Genomic DNA, 16,812 nt, shown 5'->3' with positions numbered 1-16,812 from the left:
AGCGACTATGACCACACTGATCAGTCCTCTGGCCGGCAAGCCCGCGCCGCGCTCGCTGCTCGTCGATGTGCCCCGGCTTGTGACTGGCTACTACACCGGTTTGCCCGACCCGACGGTGCAATCGCAACGCGTGGCCTTCGGCACCTCTGGTCATCGTGGCTCGTCGCTTGATCTTTCGTTTAACGAACAACATGTGCAGGCGATCACCCAGGCCATTTGCCAGTATCGCCAAAGTCAGGAGATCACCGGCCCTTTGTTTTTGGGCATCGACACCCACGCACTGTCGCAACCGGCCTGCTCCACCGCACTCGAGGTTCTGGCTGCCAACGGTGTCGACGTGATGCTGGCGACGAACGACGACTACACGCCGACCCCGGCTGTTTCGCACGCCATCCTGGCGTACAACCGAGGTCGCACTTCAGGCTTAGCCGACGGCATTGTCGTAACGCCCTCGCACAACCCCCCGGACAATGGCGGCTTCAAGTACAACCCGCCCAACGGTGGCCCTGCGGGTTCCGACATCACAGGCGGCATCGAGGCCGCAGCGAACCGCTTCCTCGAGACTTCGCTTACCGGTGTCAAGCGGATGTCCTATGCGCAAGCATTGCACGCGGCGACGACACACCGCCATGACTTCGTCGACGCCTATGTCGCCGACCTCGGCAATGTGATCGACTTCGACGTCATTCGTGATTCCAAGGTCCGCATCGGCGTCGATCCGCTCGGGGGCGCGGGTGTGCACTACTGGGCTCGCATAGCCGAACACTATCGGCTCGACCTGACCGTCGTCAGCGATTTGGTTGACCCGACCTTTGGCTTCATGTCCGTCGACTGGGATGGCAAGATTCGTATGGATCCTTCGTCACCCTATGCAATGCAACGTCTGCAAGGTATGAAAGACCGATTCGATATCGCGTTCGCTTGCGATACCGATCACGATCGCCACGGTATTGTTACGCCCACGTTCGGTTTGATGCCACCCAACCACTACCTTACGGTTGCCATCGACTATTTGTTCAGGAATCGGAACTCATGGAGCGAGCACGCCGGGATCGGCAAGACGGTTGTCAGCACCAGCTTGATAGACCGCGTCGCAACACGACTTGGTCGAAAACTCTTTGAAGTACCGGTCGGATTCAAATGGTTTTCAGCGGGACTCTTGGACGGTTCGCTGGGTTTTGGCGGCGAGGAGAGCGCTGGCGCCAGCTTCTTGCGCCGCGACGGCAAGGTCTGGACCACTGACAAAGACGGTCTTGTGCCAGCGCTGCTGGCCGCCGAGATCACGGCACGTTGTGGGCAAGATCCTGCGCAAGTTTACGCGGAGTTGGTGCAGCAACTCGGTGAGCCGGTCGCCGACCGCGTCGAGGCGCCGGCGAATGCAGCGCAAAAGAAGCAGCTTGCCGCTCTGAAGTCCGCGGACATTACCGCGCACGAACTCGCCGGTGAAACGATCACGGCTGTGCTTGACCGTGCACCCGGCAACAACGCGGCCATCGGCGGCATCAAGATCACCACCCAGAATGGCTGGTTCGCCGCCCGACCGTCGGGCACCGAAGATATCTACAAGATCTACGCCGAGAGTTTCAATGGGCACGATCACCTCCAGCGCATCCTGAAGGAAGCGCAGGCAATCGTCGACAAGGCGATCTCTTCACCGTGACAGTTGACCCCGCTGACGACGCAATGCTCGAACGTCTGCAGCGAGGCGCGTTTGAGTATTTTCTGAAAGCGTATAACCCGCGCAATGGGCTGGTGGCCGACACGATGCGAGAGGGCGCACCGTCAAGCATCGCGGTGATTGGCTTCGCGCTGTCGGCCTACCCAGTGGGCATTGAGCGCGGTTGGATGGAACGCACCGAAGCCGTTCGGCGCTCCTTGGTTACGCTACGTTTCCTCATGGGCAGCGATCAGTCGGGTAGCGCGCACGCAACTGGGTATCGGGGCTTCTACTTCCACTTCCTTGATATGGAACTCGGCACACGTGTGTGGCTCTCGGAAGTCTCTTTGATTGACACAGGTTTCCTGATGGCCGGTGTACTAACTGCGGCGACCTACTTCGATGCTGACACAATCGAAGAACGTGAACTGCGCCTGTTGGCTAACGCGCTCTACCGGCGCGTTGACTGGCGTTGGGCGCAGCGCGATGGAGGTGCGGTGACGCATGGCTGGAAGCCCGAGTGCGGCTTCCTCAATTACGGCTGGGAAGGCTACAGCGAGGCCATCCTACTCTACGTGTTGGGCCTGGGCTCGCCCACCCATGCACTCACTGATGAAAGCTTTCCCGCCTGGACCGTAACCTACCAGTGGGAGAACCTGTACGGCCACAACTTCCTGGTTGCCGGGCCACTTTTTATTCACCAGTTTTCGCACGCATGGATCGATTTCCGCGGCATCCGCGATGCTTTCATGCGCGAGAAAGACTGCGACTACTTCGAGAACAGCCGGCGTGCCACCTATGTGCAACGCGAGTATGCAATGCGCAACCCCCGCAGCTTTACCGGCTACGGTGCCGACTGCTGGGGTCTGTCGGCTGGCGACGGACCCCAGGCCGAAGCGCGTAGCATCGCCGGCCGCAACCAGACGTTTTATGGCTATGCCGCACGCGGTGTGCCCTACGGCCCTGACGACGGCACACTCTGCGGCTCGTCGACGTTGTCGTCGTTGGTCTTCGCACCTGAGCTGGTACTGCCTGCGCTGCGCGCGCTGGAGGCGCGATCCGGTACCAATGACCCATCCCTCATTCGCGCCAGCGGCTTCAACCCGACCGTGGCTGAGGCCGGCCCCAATGGCTGGATCTCTCCGGGTGAATTCGGCCTTGACCAAGGCATGATCGTACTGATGATCGAAAATTACCGCAGTGGGCTGCCCTGGCGGCTGGGCCGCGCCAACCCGTTTGTGCGCGCAGGGCTGCACCGGGCGGGCTTCAAAGGTGGCTGGCTGTAGTCAGTCGATCATGGACTCTTCTATGCCCCAACCTTCTACCGTGCCACCCCTGCCCCATACCGGTATTCACGACAGTGAGCTCTGCCTCAACGGCCGCCCGCCGGACTGGCGCAACCCGCAACCGCGCGAACCTTATCACCTACTCGTTATTGGAGCTGGGCCAGCCGGGCTAATGGCCGCCCGGGCTGCGGCGGCGCTTGGCGCTCGCGTGGCGCTCATTGAAAAACACCTGCTGGGCGGTCTGGCACTCAACTACAGTGCAGTGCCCTCGCAAGCGCTGATCCGCACCTCGCGCCTGCATGCCGAGATGCGTAACGCGGCGGCCTACGGAGCCCGGACGCCACCCAACACCGAGGGCGATTTCCCCCAGGCGATGGAGCGCATGCGCCGCATCCGCGCACGCATTGGCCGCACCGACTCGGCACAGCGTATTGCCGCCGATGGCATCGATCTCTTCTTTGGCACAGCACGTTTTGTCGGTGTAGACACGGTCGATGTGGACGGCCTGCGCCTGCGCTTCAAGAAGGCGCTGATCGCCACCGGATCGCGTGCCGTGCTGCCAACGCTTCCGGGCCTCGACGCCGCCGGCTACCTGACGAACGAAACGTTGTTCGACCTGACCGAGCTGCCCGCCAGCGTGCTCGTGATCGGAGGCGGCCCGGTGGGCTGCGAGGTGGCGCAGGCACTGTGCCGCTTCGGTTGCCGCACCATCATCGCCCATTCGCAGCCGCTGTTCCTGCCAAAGGAAGAACGTGATGCCGCCCAGTTGCTGGCCGAGGCACTGGCACGCGACGGTGTCGAGGTCCATCTCAACACAAGGGCAGTCAACGTGCGTGTTGAAGGTGGCAAAAAACTTGTCGAAACGATCAACGACGGCAACGTCGCGACGTTCACCGTCGACGCGATCCTCACCGGCATCGGCCGCAGGCCATCACTCTCTGGCCTGAACCTTGAAGCCGCTGGTGTTGCCTATGTCGCTGACAAGGGCATCGTCGTCGATGATTTTTTGCGCACTTCGAACCGGCGCATCTTTGCTGCCGGCGATGTCTGCCTGGAGCACCAATTCGTCGATGTCGCTGCGGCATCGGCGCGCATCGTCGTGCACAATGCGCTGTGTTTTGGCCGCGAACGCATGAGTGCTTTGACGATTCCGTGGTGCACCTACACCGACCCCGAGATCGCCCATGTCGGTATGTACGTACGGCAAGCGCGTGAACGCGGTATCCCCGTGACAACCTACACGGTGCCGATGCATGAGGTTGACCGGGCGATCATCGACGGCGAAGAAAGCGGTTTTGTGAAAATCCACGTTCGTGACGGCACCGACACCATCCTGGGTGCCACGGTGGTGGCGCACCACGCCAGCGAGATGATCAACGGCCTGTCGCTGGCAATGGTCGCCGGTATCGGTCTGGGAACCATTTCACGTGTTATTCACACCTACCCGACACAGGCAGAGGGTATCAGGAAGGCCGCAATGGCCTATGGCATCACCTCGGCTTCCAGATGGATGCGGTGGCTACAGCGACGCTGGTTTTTACACTGACTGCAAACGGGTTTAAAAGTATAGGTAAGCACGACTGACAAATGATCTTTCCATTGACTGGCGCACTTATGCCATCGCCGTGAGTGCTTTTGGTACATCGGATATTGAATGGTTTTACTATCACTTTGATAGCGTATTAGGTAAATTACACGAGGGCTACAGCCCCAATTGATACATGAAAATGATTTCTAAGTACGGCTGCTTTCGGTTGCTGGCAGTGTTGATCGCCGGGGTGTTGGGCAGCCACGTGGCTATCGGTGCGCCGATGGATGGAGCGCAATTGCTGGCGCGGCGTGCGCAACTGCAAGCCGAATTGCAGGCGCAGGCCTTTGGTGAGCCGCTGGTGCTGCGTTCTCAGGACGATGGCAAGCGATTGGAGGGCGAGGTCTATGCCGAGCTGGGTCAGCCCATGGAGCGTATTCGCAGCATGCTGGGTTCTGGCGAATCGGTGTGCGGCATGCTTTTCTTGCATCTCAATGTGCGGTCCTGCCTGTCCGAACAGACGTCAGAGGGGTTGGTGCTGCACATGGCAGCCGGCCCCAAGCAAGGCGCCACGCCCGCTACCACGTACCGCATGGACTACCGCATGGTGGTTGAGGCTACAAAAGCCGACTACTTGCGTGTGAGCTTGAAGGCGCAGCGCGGGCCGCTGGGCACGTACGACTACCGCATTGTGTTTGAGGCCGCGCCTGTGGATGCACAGCGCAGCTTTCTGCGGGTTGGCTACGCTTATGGTTACGGCTCCCTGGCAAAGATGGCCTACGGCCTGTATCTGACCACGGTGGGGCGTACCAAGATTGGTTTCACCGTATTGGGCCGTGGCGCAGATGGTGCACCCCAATATATACAGGGCGAACGCGGCTCAATGGAACGTAATGTCGTGCGCAACTACCTGGCCTTGCAGGCCTATACCAGCGTACCAACGGGTAGCGACCAGGTGCAGACCGAAGCGCGGCTGCGTACCTGGTTTGCGCTGACTGAGCGCCACGCGGCGCAATTGCACGAAATGGATTTAGCCCAGTATCTGGAGATCAAGCACGAAGATCTTAAGGACATGGCAGCGGCCGCAAGGCTACGGTAAAACCAGTCCGTCCATGCGCACCACCTCAAAGCTGGCGCCTTTAACGCTTCCCAGTTCAGCAAGCAGCTTGTCGTTATTCCAGCGGTCGTCAGGTGCGCCGCTGACGAACCAGTTGGAGCCGTTGTCCGCCACCAGCATCCCGTAGGTTTTCATTGCCTGCAGGATGGCACGGCTTTCGGTGCTGAAGCTGGCCGGGATCACATAGCTGGCCTTCAGGCGCACCCGCATACCCATGGGCGCCAGGCTGGCGCTGGTGTTGCCAGAGGCCCAGTGCGTGGCCGGCGGCACATAGGCCTTGCGTGTGCTGCTAACGGTAAAGCGGAATGCATGATGAATCACACCACTGGCAGCCTCGTCATAGCGCACCAGGCCGGGGAAGATGGGCAGGCCGGCGGCATCGGCACTGGTCCAGCCAGGCTGCCCCGTGGGGCGCACGGTGTTGGAGTTCAGGTGGAACACCGCGCCGCCACTGGCCTTCCAGCTGCCATCGACCTGCGGGTAGGCGTTGCCCATTTCGTACAGGCGGTTGGCGTCGCGGTCAATCACCAACACATGGCGGTCACCGTCAAAGGCCCCGCCATTGGCCAGCGCGCCTTCGATGGGTGCATTGGCTGGAACCGGGTAAGGCCCAGGATCACTCTCGTCGCCATAATCGGTGAAACTGATGGCTACTTTGGGCTGGCCATTGCCCACCACCACATAGGGAATGCCGATAGGCGCACCGTCATACAGGCCGGCACCAAAATCCGGGTGCAGCCCGGGCGTGAGGCCAATGCTGGCAATGAGCGTGTCTGAGTTGGGGTCTATGGCGGCAGATGAGATGTCGGTGTTCCAGGCGTTGTCTGCAGGGAAGGGCACCGCGCCGTTGAGGTTGGCTCCAATGCCCAGGTCGGCAGCTGCCAGGTTGCCAAAAATGGCGTCGGCACTTCCGGTGCTCGCGCTTAACACCACATAGTTGTTGATGTGTACCCGCGCATTGTTGTAGGTGCTGCCCTGGTAGCCGATGGCGCCCAGGGTCAGCAAATTGCTGGTTGTATCAAAGCTGTTGGGTGTGGCACTGCCACCATTTACACCCAGGAGGGTATAAGACGACACGGTAGCCCGCACCTGTCGGTAGGTAGTGCTGCCCAATGTGATGGTGTCCAGCGAGAGCAAGGTGGTGGCCGGGTCAAACGTGTCTGCGGCATGGGCGGCCAGTGCCACCACGCCCAAGGTGGCCAGCGTGCCGACAAGGTACGGTCGCATGAAGAACTCCTGGAAAGGTAATGCCAGGGAATCTTGCCAGTAGGGCCCGGTGGACGGGTGGCCTTTTACGTTGCGTTACCAATTGCCGCAGGCAAACCAAAGTCCTGCTCAACGGCGGCGCCCGGAAAGTGGAAGCGTACCGGGCCGTCTGGGCGCGCGTTGAGATACTGCACCACCATCGGGTCATTGCTGGCACGCACGGCGTTGACGCTGCCTTCGAAGGCAACCTTGCCGCTGGCCAGCACGATTACGTGGTCGGCAATCTCCAGCGTGTGCTTGGTTTCGTGGGATACAAATACGCTGGTCAGGCCCATGGAATCGTTGAGCTGGCGGATCAGTCGCGCTGCGGTTTTGAGCGAAATCGGGTCCAGGCCAGAAAAGGGTTCGTCGTACATCACCAGTTCGGGGTCTAGCGCAATGGCGCGCGCCAGTGCAATGCGCCGGGCCATGCCGCCGGAGACTTCGCTTGGCATCAGATCGCGCGCGCCACGCAGGCCCACTGCGTTGAGCTTCATCAGCACGATGTCGCGGATCAGCGGCTCTGCCAGGTCGGTGTGCTCGCGCAGAGGAAAGGCCACGTTGTCAAACACACTCAAGTCGGCAAACAGGGCGCCGAACTGGAACAGCATGCCCATGCGCCGGCGCGCTGCATACAGCTGTGTCTGGTCCATCTGGCCCACGTCCTGCCCGTCAAACAGCATGGCACCCGATTGCGCCTTCTGCTCGCCGCCCATCAAGCGCAACGTAGTGGTCTTGCCGGCGCCCATGGGGCCGATCAGGGCTGTGACCTTGCCGCGCGGAATGGTGAGCGAAACCGAATCGAGTACCCGATGGTCGCCATAGCTAAAGCTCAAATTGCGAAATTCGACAAGCGAAGTGGATGCGGTGTTGGCCATGATGTCCCAATCATAGGGGATTCCCCCGGCCGGCCCTAGCCGTTATATTGATGCACCATGCTGCGCTATCTCATCATCCCCGTCACCCCGTTTCAACAAAATTGCTCGCTGGTCTGGTGCGACCAGACGCTGGACGCGGCGGTTATCGACCCCGGTGGCGACTTGGACCGGGTGCTGGGCGAGGTGCAGCGCCTGGGCCTTTCGCTCAAACAGATCTGGTTGACCCACGCCCATATCGACCACGCCGGCGGCGCCGGCGAGCTGGCCGAGCGGCTGCAACTGCCCATCATTGGCCCGCACACCGGCGACCAGTTCTGGATTGACGGCCTGGCGCAGCAAAGCCAGATGTTTGGCTTTGCCCGGGCCAAGCCCTTTACGCCCACGCGCTGGCTGCAAGATGGCGATACCGTCACGGTCGGCAATAGCACGCTTGCCGTGCGCCATTGCCCCGGCCACACGCCAGGCCATGTGGTGTTTTATTCCAGTGAGGCACAGCGTGCCTTTGTAGGCGACGTGCTGTTTGCCGGCTCCATTGGCCGCACCGACTTTCCGCAGGGCGACCATGACACGCTGATCGCCAGCATCACACAGCGCTTGTGGCCCATGGGTAACGACACGGTGTTCATCCCCGGCCACGGGCCCGAGAGCACGTTCGGGCAGGAGCGGCGCAGCAACCCCTACGTGGCCGATAGCTGACTGCCGATCTGCAAGGGCAGCGCGGGTCAATACCGTAGCTGTCCGTCGGTATCCAGGATCGCCAGTTCCACGTAGGACGAGCCGGTGTGACTGTGGGGCGAGTAATGCGCCACGAACTTGCCAAAGCTGATGTCGCCGCCCGTTTCCAGACCCTTAATGAAGCTCTCGGTGCTCAGGTTTTTGCCCGCGCGTTTGAGTCCTTCCACCAGTATCTTGGCGTGGATAAAGCCTTCAAATTGCGAGGTTGATGGCTTGGCATCAGGGCCCTTGGCCTTGGTCAGCCGCAGGTATTCCTGCACTACCGGCACGGAAGGGTTGCGCAGTGACGGCATGATCTGCGCCAACACAATGCCGCGCGCAGCGGTGCCCAGTTCACGATTCAGCATATCGGTACTGACCACCGAAAAGCCATAAATCACCGGGTGGCTTGCAGTGGCATTGAGCGCCTTTACAAACCCAGTAAAGGTTGCGCCGGCCGTGCCCATCACCACTGCCTGGGGGTCGGCCTGAACAATGGCGGCGGCGGCTGCCTTGAAGTCGGGCGCCTTGGGGTCGATCTTGACAAAGGTGGGGAGGTCCAGTTTGCGCGCCTGCGCTGCATTTTTGACTTCCGTCATCAGGGCGTTGCCGAAGCCGTCGTCCTGGTAGACCATGGCCAATCTTGTGATGCCGACCACCAATTGCTGTTGGACGATGCGTTGCGCCTCATTGGCGTAGCTGGCGCGTACGTTGAAAAGGTAGCGGTTGTAGTTGTCCCGGAAGGTGGTTGCACCGGTAACCGGGCCAAAAATAACGGTCTTGTTTTCTGTCACCAGCGGCAAAATGGCCGCCGTGTTGGCAGTGCCGGTGCTGTTGTAGACCAAGAATACCCGGTCTTCTAACAACATTTTGCGCGTGTTTTCCACCGTGCGCTTCACGTCAAAACCGTCGTCAACGGGTTTGTAGACGAGCTTGCGGCCATAGATGCCACCGCTGGCGTTAACGGCATCAAAATACAAATTCGAGCCCACCGTGTATTCCGTGGTTTGGGGGCCCAGCGGGCCTGTCAAGACGGCGGAGGAGCCGATCAGGATTTCGGTGTCGCCGACGCCGGAATCACCAGCCAGCAAAGGAGCCGCAGCCAGCAGGGCGGACGAGAGAATGACAGCTTTCAGTGCGGTTTTCATGGGTTTATGTAATTATTAAATATAACCATATTACGGTGAATGGGCGACTCAATCAACGCGGGTTTCTCCTAGGGGTGGGAGCCCCGCAAGGCTGGCACTTGACTGTCGGCCCGAGCCGCGTATGCCCGGCATGCGGCACAATCTGTCCAGTCACTTTCTACGCAATTGATCATGTCTGACACCACCACCATCGCTCCCAGGGACAAAGCTGACATCCTGGCCCAGGCACTGCCGTACATCCGCAAGTTCCATGGCAAGACTATGGTCATCAAATACGGTGGCAACGCCATGACCGACCCGGCGCTGCAAAAGGCCTTTGCCGAAGACGTGGTGCTGTTGAAACTGGTGGGCATCAACCCGGTGGTGGTGCACGGCGGCGGCCCGCAAATTGAAGGGCTTCTCAAGCGCCTGGGCAAAAAGGGTGAGTTCATCCAGGGCATGCGGGTGACCGATGCCGAAACCATGGAGGTGGTGGAGTGGGTGCTGGCTGGCGAAGTGCAGCAGGACATTGTGGGTCTGATCAACCAGGCCGGTGGCAAGGCCGTGGGCCTGACCGGACGCGACGGCGGCATGATCCGCGCGCAAAAACTCAAGATGCTGGACAACGCCGACCCCACCAAAGAGCACGATGTGGGCCAGGTAGGTGACATCGTCAGTGTGGACCCTAGCGTGGTCAAAGCACTGCAGGACGACGCTTTCATCCCGGTGGTCAGCCCCATCGGCTTTGGTGAAAACAACGAGAGCTACAACATCAACGCCGACGTGGTGGCCGCCAAGTTGGCCACCGTGCTAAAGGCCGAGAAGCTGATGATGCTGACCAACATAAGCGGTGTGCTCGACAAGAGTGGCCAGCTACTCACCGACCTGACGGCCCAGCGCATTGACGAACTGTTTGCGGACGGCACCATCAGTGGCGGCATGCTGCCCAAGATTGCTGGCGCGCTGGACGCGGCCAAGAGCGGCGTCAACGCGGTGCACATTGTTGACGGGCGGGTGCCGCATGTGCTGCTGCTGGAAATTCTGACCGATCAGGCTTTTGGCACCATGATCCGTTCGTGTTGATTGCTATTATTGTCATAGCTGTATACGCCTATCCGACAAGGGCTGGAGGCCAAAATCATGCGACTCTTATTGGTGGAAGACGATGTCATGGTGGCCAGCGGCATCAAGCTCGGTCTGTGTGGTGCCGGTTATGCGGTGGACTGGGTGGGCAGCGCCGAACGCGCCCTGGAGGTGAGTCGCACTGAATCCTTTGACCTGGCCGTTATCGACATTGGCTTGCCCGGTATGGACGGCCTGGAGCTGACGCAGGTCCTGCGCAAAGAAGGCCGCACTATGCCCGTACTGATCCTGACCGCGCGCGATGCCTTGCAAGACCGGGTGCAGGGGCTGGATCTGGGGGGTGACGACTACATGGTCAAACCCTTTGAGCTGCCTGAACTGCTGGCCCGCCTGCGCGCGCTGTTGCGCCGCTCCCAGGCGGCCACATCTGCCACGTTGAGCTTTGGCCCGCTTGAACTGGACACCGCCCTGCGCCAAGCCTGTGTCCGACCCACCGGCGCGGCCGGTCCCTGTGTGCCGATCGAGCTGGGTCCGCGTGAGTGGACCGTTATGGAATACCTGATGCTGCAGGCCCCCAAACCCGCCAACAAAGACAAGCTGCTGCAGGCCCTGACCGGTTGGGACAAAGAGATCACCCCCAACGCGGTGGAGGTTTATATCTCGCGCCTGCGTGGCAAGCTCGAACCCCACGGCTTGGCGCTGCGCTCCATCCGCGGTTTTGGCTACCGGCTGGAGTTGCTGGCGCCACCGCCCGACGCCGCCCCCGCGCCAACAGCCGGGGCCTGAAAGCCATGCCGGCGCGCCAAGCCATAGCTTCAGGGCTGAAACGGCGTCTGTTGCTGTTGCTGCTGACGCCGCTACTCCTGCTGGCTTCGCTCAATACCTGGTTTGACTTTCGCTCTGCCGACAGCGCTTCATTGCAGCAGGATCGCCAGCTCCTGAGCCTGGTGCCGCTGCTGTCGGCGTCGGTGGTGGCGCGTGGTGCGACCGAGACCGATCCGCCAGTGATGCTGATGGCCCCACCCATAGAAGACTTTCTGAACCAGCGTCGGGGTCTGGCCGCCTTTGCGCTGGTCGGGCGGTATGGCAGCGTGCTGCTGGGGGACCTTTGGCTCAGCGGCATGCCCCCGGCCACGGGTGAGGCCGAGTTTTCCAGCCAGGAGTTTGATGGGGTAACCTTTCGCATCGTCAGCCAGCGCATGAAAACGCCAGCTGGCGAACTGGTGCTGCGCCTGGCCGATGGATCGGACCCGCGTCAGCAGTGGCTGCGCCGCCTGTGGATCAAGGTGGCCCTGCCCAACTTTATCTTGGTGGTAGCCGCGTTTTTTGCCGTGAACTGGGCGGTGCGCCACGCGCTGCGGCCTTTGCTGGCGCTCAAGGATGCGGTCGAGCGGCGCTCGCCACGCGACCTCTCGGCGATGGACGCCGAGGGCGTCCCTGAAGAGGTGCGCCCACTGGTGGAGTCACTCAACCGACTGTTCGATCTGGTCAACGCCCAAGCGGAAAGCCAGCGCAGCTTTGTGGCCGACGCTGCCCACCAGCTGCGCACGCCGTTGGCCGCATTGCAGGCCCAGGTAGAAGCCTGGGCCCAGGCCGTGACCAGTACTGCAGCGCAGGCTGATCCGGGTCGGGTCTACAGGGAAAATACGCCTCCAGTCCTCGTCGATATTGAACATACCGCTATTACTTTAGAAGCAAGTCAGGTGTACCGGCTGCGCCAGGCGGTGCGCCGCACCTCGCAGTTGGCCAACCAGTTGCTGGCTCTGTCCCGCGCGGATTCGCGCAGCGCCCACATCCAGCCCGTGCAGCGGGTGGATTTGCAGGAGCTGTGCGAAGTCATGCTCGAAACCCATCTGGACGCCGCCACGGCAAAAAACATCGACCTGGGGCTGGAAGCGGCCCAGGTGCACGCAAGTGGCCACACTTGGCTGCTGCGCGAGCTGCTGAGCAACCTGGTGGACAACGCCATCCGCTACACCCAGCGCGGCGGGCGCGTCACCCTGCGCTGTGGCTGGGGCGTTGCGCCCGACGGGAGTGCGCAGCCCTTTCTGGAGGTGGAAGACAACGGCCCCGGCGTTCCAGAGGCCGAACGCGTGCACCTGCTGGAGCGCTTCTACCGCGTACCAGGCACTCTAGGTGAGGGCACCGGCCTGGGTCTGGCCATTGCCGATGAGATCGCCCGGGTGCATTCAAGCCAATTGCAAGTATTGCAAGGACAGGGCGGGTGCGGGCTGCGCATGCGGGTGTGCCTGCCGGCCTAGGGAGAACCTGGCTGTGTCCTAGGAAAAACCCTTGCAGGTGCTATGCGAGAATTGTTCACACCTAACGCTGAGTGCACCATGCCAGACGCCACCATCATCCCATCCACTGACGCTTCCGAGCACGCGCCACAAGGGCTTGAACCGGCGGCACCCGCTACACCAGTGCGTAAGCGCCCCAAACCGGGCGAGCGGCGCATCCAGATTTTGCAAGCGCTGGCCAGCATGCTGGAGCAACCTGGTGGTGAGCGCATTACCACCGCGGCGCTGGCGGCCCGGCTGGATGTGAGCGAGGCAGCCTTGTACCGCCACTTTGCCAGCAAGGCCCAGATGTTTGAGGGGCTGATCGAATTCATCGAGCAGTCGGTCTTCACCCTGGTCAACCAGATTGTGGAGCGCGAGCAGACCACCACGGTAGGCCTGGCTGACCAAGGCCCGCGCCAGGCAGCCAAAGTGATCGCCATGCTGGTGCAGTTTGCCGAGAAGAACCCCGGCATGGCCCGTGTCATGGTGGGCGATGCCCTGGTTCATGAGAATGAACGCCTGCAGCAGCGCATGAACCAGTTTTTTGACAAGATTGAATCTACCCTCAAGCAATGCCTGCGCGACGGGGCTCTGTCTGCCGCCTCGGCTACGCCCACGGTGGACGCCCAGATCCGCGCCTCGGTGCTGATGGCCTTTGCCGGTGGACGGCTACAGCGCTTTGTGCGCTCTGGGTACAAGCGCCTGCCGTCCGAGCATCTGGACGCCAGTTTGCGTCTGCTGCTGGGGTAAACCCCCGCGTTTCTTAGGTTTCAGCCTCTAGAAACCGAAAATAGTTGGCTGGCGCCATGGAAATGCTGCAAAATAGCACGATCGTTCTATTTTGTTGTGTCAGGCTCCCATGTCCATCGCCTCTGTGTCCGCCAAGCTGATTCGCAAAACCCGCCCTAAAACTGCGGGCGCGGGTAAGGCGCCTTCCGGGCGCGCCTTGCAAAAAGGCCAGCAAACCAAGATGGCCATTGTGGATGCTGCCTTGGGGCTTGCCACCCACGTGGGGCTGGAAGGCCTGAGCATTGGTGCACTGGCAGAAGCCACCAACATGAGCAAGTCGGGCGTGTTTGCCCATTTCGGCTCGCGTGAAGAGCTGCAGATTTCGGTCATTCACCAGTACTTCACGCTGTTTGAGCGCGACGTTTTCTATTTCGCCATGCAACAGCCACGCGGTCTGCCGCGCGTCAAGGCGCTGTTTGCCAACTGGATGCGGCTGGTGGCCGAAGAAATCCAGGCCGGCTGCATATTTATCAGCGGCGCTGTTGAGTTTGATGACCGCCCGGGCCCTGTGCGCGATGCGCTGGCCACTTCGGTACAGACCTGGCTGGATGCGATGGACCGCGCCATCGTGATGGCCCGCGATTGCGGCCATCTGCGTGCCGATGTGGACGAGCAGCAGATGGCGTTTGAGATTCACGGCCTCATCCTCGCGCTCCACTATGAAGCACGCTTCCTGAAGAAACCGGCTTCGATTGCAAGGGCCAATAAGGGTTTTGAAAATATTCTCGTGCGCTACGGCACACCTTCCGTTTCCTGATCACTGTTCAATAAGGAGTATTCAGCATGCCTACCTATAACCCACCCCTGCGCGATATGCAGTTTGTGATGCACGAAGTGCTCAAGGTTGTCGACGATCTCAAGCAGATTCCCAAGCATGCCGACATGGACGCGGACACCATCACCGCCGTGCTGGAAGAAGGCGGCAAGTTCGCCTCCGAAGTGATTTTTCCGCTCAACATCTCGGGCGATGCAGAAGCCTGCACGCTGGACCCGGTGACCCATGCCGTGACTACACCCAAGGGTTTCAAGGAAGCCTACAAGACCTACATCGAGGGCGGCTGGGCGGCATTGGGCTGCGACCCTGAGTACGGCGGCCAGGGCCTGCCATTTGTGGTGAACAGCATGTTTTATGAAATGCTCAACAGCGCCAATCAGGCCTGGACCATGTACCCCGGTCTGACCCACGGAGCTTACGCCGCCCTGGAAGCCCATGGCACACCCGAGCAGAAAGCCACCTACCTGCACAAGATGACCAGTGGCGAGTGGACCGGCACCATGTGCCTGACCGAACCCCATTGCGGCACTGACCTGGGCTTGATGCGCACCAAGGCCGAGCCACAGGCGGACGGCACTTACAAGATCACCGGCAACAAGATTTTCATCAGCGCCGGCGAGCACGACATGTCGGACAACATCATCCACCTGGTGCTGGCCCGCCTGCCGGATGCGCCCATCGGCATCAAGGGCGTGAGTCTGTTCATCGTGCCCAAGTTCAACGTCAACAAGGACGGGTCGCTGGGTGCGCGCAATGGCATTTATTGCGGTGGCCTGGAACACAAAATGGGCATCAAGGCCAATGCCACCGCCCAGATCGTGCTGGACGAAGCCGTGGGCACCCTGGTAGGCCTGCCCAATAAGGGCATGAACGGCATGTTTGTGATGATGAATGCGGCCCGTCTGGGCGTGGGCAATCAGTCCTTGGGCCTGACCGAAGTCGCTTTCCAAAACGCCTTGGCCTACGCCAAGGACCGCCTGCAAATGCGCAGCCTGTCGGGCACCAAAGCCAAGGACAAGCCAGCGGACCCCATCATCGTGCACCCCGATGTGCGCAAGATGTTGCTCACCGCCAAGGCCTACGCCGAGGGCGGCCGTGCCCTGCAGGGCTTTTGCTCCATGCTGCTGGAAAAAGAGCATTACCACCCCGATGAAAAGGTGCGTGCGGAAAGCGCCGAGATGCTGGCGTTGCTGACACCCATCGTCAAGGCCTTCCTGACCGATAACGGCCACATCTCAACCAATGCCTGCATGCAGGTGTTTGGCGGCCACGGCTTCATCAAGGAATGGGGCATGGAGCAGTTTGTGCGCGACAACCGCATCAACATGATCTATGAAGGCACGAACACCATCCAGTCGCTGGACCTGCTGGGCCGCAAGGTGCTGGGCAACAATGGCGCTACGCTCAAGAAATTTGGCAAGCTGGTGGGCCAGTTGGTGGAGGAAGAAGGCGTCAACGAGAAGATGGCCGAATTCATCACCCCGATCGCCATCTTGGGTGACCAAATGACCAAGTTCACTACCGAAATCGGTTTCAAGGGTTTCCAGAACGCCGACGAAGTGGGCGCAGCAGCTGTAGATTACCTGCGCGTCGCCGGGCACCTGGTGTTTGGCTACTTCTGGGCACGTATGGCACAGGTGGCGTTGCGTGAAATCTCTACCGGGAATACCGACCCGTTCTACTTGGCCAAGCTACAGACCGCGCGTTTCTACTTCTCCAAGCTGTTTCCTGAGACCGCAACGCTGATGCGCACTGCCCGTGCTGGCTCCAAAGTCCTGATGGACACTGACGCCGCCCTGGCTTGATACTTACCCCCCCACGCCTATTCGGCATAACAACTAAGAGGAGCAAACATGTTGCGTTCAATAGTAGCCACTGTATTCACTTTGGCAGCCAGCACTGCCATGGCCCAGATGACCCCTGTGGGGTTGTGGAAAACCATCGACGACAAGGACGGTAGTGCCAAGTCCGAAATCCGCATTGTGGAGAACGGCGGCGTGGTGTCCGGCCGGGTTGAGAAGATCCTGGAAAAAGGCAAACAGGACGACAAGTGCGTCGAATGCAGCGATGAGCGCAAGGACCAGCCCATCCAGGGCATGGAAATTCTGCGTGGCCTCAAGAAAACCGAAGGCTCGGACGTGTGGGAGGGCGGCAAGGTGCTGGACCCCAACAATGGCAAGATTTACCGCGCCACCGTGACCCCCATTGAGGGCGGTGCCAAGCTGCAGATGCGTGGCTACATCGGCTTCTTCTACCGGACCCAGACCTGGATTCGGGTATCACCGTAATTTTGCGGGGCAGATTGCAGCGGCATGACCGCAAGCGCTGTCC

At 60.7% G+C, this 16,812-nt stretch carries 15 protein-coding genes; 12 read left to right on the top strand and 3 right to left on the bottom strand.

From position 1 onward, the window contains the following. Window positions 1–7 precede the first annotated feature (7 nt). From pgm to IPI80_RS02635, 4 genes are all read left to right on the top strand, one after another. Window positions 8–1,660 carry a phosphoglucomutase (alpha-D-glucose-1,6-bisphosphate-dependent) gene (pgm, locus tag IPI80_RS02650; protein ID WP_413856877.1) on the top strand — a complete coding sequence of 551 codons (1,653 nt, stop codon included), beginning with the start codon at window positions 8–10 and terminating at the stop codon, window positions 1,658–1,660. Beyond that, window positions 1,657–2,943, top strand: coding sequence for a glucoamylase family protein (locus IPI80_RS02645; RefSeq protein ID WP_413856875.1), 1,287 nt, complete (start codon window positions 1,657–1,659; stop codon window positions 2,941–2,943). The genes pgm and IPI80_RS02645 overlap by 4 nt, the downstream gene beginning before the upstream one ends. Before the next feature lie 10 nt (window positions 2,944–2,953). Beyond that, the gene (locus tag IPI80_RS02640) at window positions 2,954–4,489 is read left to right on the top strand and encodes a mercuric reductase (protein WP_413856873.1); all 1,536 of its coding nucleotides are present in this window, start codon (window positions 2,954–2,956) and stop codon (window positions 4,487–4,489) included. Between the two features lie 175 nt (window positions 4,490–4,664). Then, window positions 4,665–5,570, top strand: coding sequence for a hypothetical protein (locus IPI80_RS02635; RefSeq protein ID WP_413856871.1), 906 nt, complete (start codon window positions 4,665–4,667; stop codon window positions 5,568–5,570). On the opposite strand, the gene IPI80_RS02630 is transcribed toward IPI80_RS02635, so the two are convergent. Next, the gene (locus IPI80_RS02630) at window positions 5,562–6,815 is read right to left on the bottom strand and encodes a hypothetical protein (protein WP_413856869.1); all 1,254 of its coding nucleotides are present in this window, start codon (window positions 6,813–6,815) and stop codon (window positions 5,562–5,564) included. The genes IPI80_RS02635 and IPI80_RS02630 overlap by 9 nt on opposite strands. Window positions 6,816–6,880: 65 nt before the next feature. Beyond that, window positions 6,881–7,711 carry an ABC transporter ATP-binding protein gene (locus IPI80_RS02625; RefSeq protein ID WP_413856867.1) on the bottom strand — a complete coding sequence of 277 codons (831 nt, stop codon included), beginning with the start codon at window positions 7,709–7,711 and terminating at the stop codon, window positions 6,881–6,883. Between the two features lie 57 nt (window positions 7,712–7,768). On the opposite strand from IPI80_RS02625, the gene IPI80_RS02620 reads away from it, so the two are divergent. Continuing rightward, on the top strand, window positions 7,769–8,407 hold the full coding sequence (locus tag IPI80_RS02620; protein ID WP_413856865.1) for an MBL fold metallo-hydrolase: 639 nt from the start codon (window positions 7,769–7,771) through the stop codon (window positions 8,405–8,407). A gap of 26 nt (window positions 8,408–8,433) precedes the next feature. Here the strand turns inward: IPI80_RS02620 and IPI80_RS02615 are convergent, their stop codons facing one another. Further along, window positions 8,434–9,573: an ABC transporter substrate-binding protein gene (locus IPI80_RS02615; protein WP_413856863.1), complete on the bottom strand. Its 1,140-nt coding sequence runs from the start codon at window positions 9,571–9,573 to the stop codon at window positions 8,434–8,436. A gap of 171 nt (window positions 9,574–9,744) precedes the next feature. Here IPI80_RS02615 and argB point away from each other — a divergent pair, with 171 nt between their 5' ends. The 7 genes from argB (at window position 9,745) to IPI80_RS02580 (ending at window position 16,769) form a co-directional block, all read left to right on the top strand. Next, window positions 9,745–10,635, top strand: coding sequence for an acetylglutamate kinase (gene argB / locus IPI80_RS02610; RefSeq protein ID WP_413856861.1), 891 nt, complete (start codon window positions 9,745–9,747; stop codon window positions 10,633–10,635). 57 nt (window positions 10,636–10,692) lie between these two features. Next, entirely contained in the window at window positions 10,693–11,421 is a 729-nt protein-coding gene (locus tag IPI80_RS02605) for a response regulator (RefSeq protein ID WP_413856859.1), read from the top strand. 5 nt (window positions 11,422–11,426) lie between these two features. After that, window positions 11,427–12,896, top strand: a complete 1,470-nt coding sequence (locus tag IPI80_RS02600; RefSeq protein ID WP_413856857.1) for an ATP-binding protein — start codon at window positions 11,427–11,429, stop codon at window positions 12,894–12,896. A gap of 78 nt (window positions 12,897–12,974) precedes the next feature. Further along, window positions 12,975–13,667, top strand: coding sequence for a nucleoid occlusion factor SlmA (slmA, locus tag IPI80_RS02595; RefSeq protein ID WP_413856855.1), 693 nt, complete (start codon window positions 12,975–12,977; stop codon window positions 13,665–13,667). Between the two features lie 109 nt (window positions 13,668–13,776). Further along, the gene (locus IPI80_RS02590) at window positions 13,777–14,463 is read left to right on the top strand and encodes a TetR/AcrR family transcriptional regulator (RefSeq protein WP_413856853.1); all 687 of its coding nucleotides are present in this window, start codon (window positions 13,777–13,779) and stop codon (window positions 14,461–14,463) included. Window positions 14,464–14,489: 26 nt separating this feature from the next. Next, entirely contained in the window at window positions 14,490–16,286 is a 1,797-nt protein-coding gene (locus IPI80_RS02585; protein WP_413856851.1) for an acyl-CoA dehydrogenase C-terminal domain-containing protein, read from the top strand. A gap of 48 nt (window positions 16,287–16,334) precedes the next feature. Next, window positions 16,335–16,769, top strand: a complete 435-nt coding sequence (locus IPI80_RS02580) for a DUF2147 domain-containing protein (protein ID WP_413856849.1) — start codon at window positions 16,335–16,337, stop codon at window positions 16,767–16,769. The last annotated feature ends 43 nt before the right edge of the window (window positions 16,770–16,812 follow it).

The sequence above is a fragment of the Candidatus Aalborgicola defluviihabitans genome (assembly GCF_016705985.1).
Lineage (GTDB): Bacteria > Pseudomonadota > Gammaproteobacteria > Burkholderiales > Burkholderiaceae_C > Allorhodoferax > Allorhodoferax defluviihabitans.
The sequence above is the reverse complement of the archived record's forward strand: the minus strand, read 5'-3'. Positions and strand labels throughout refer to the sequence as shown.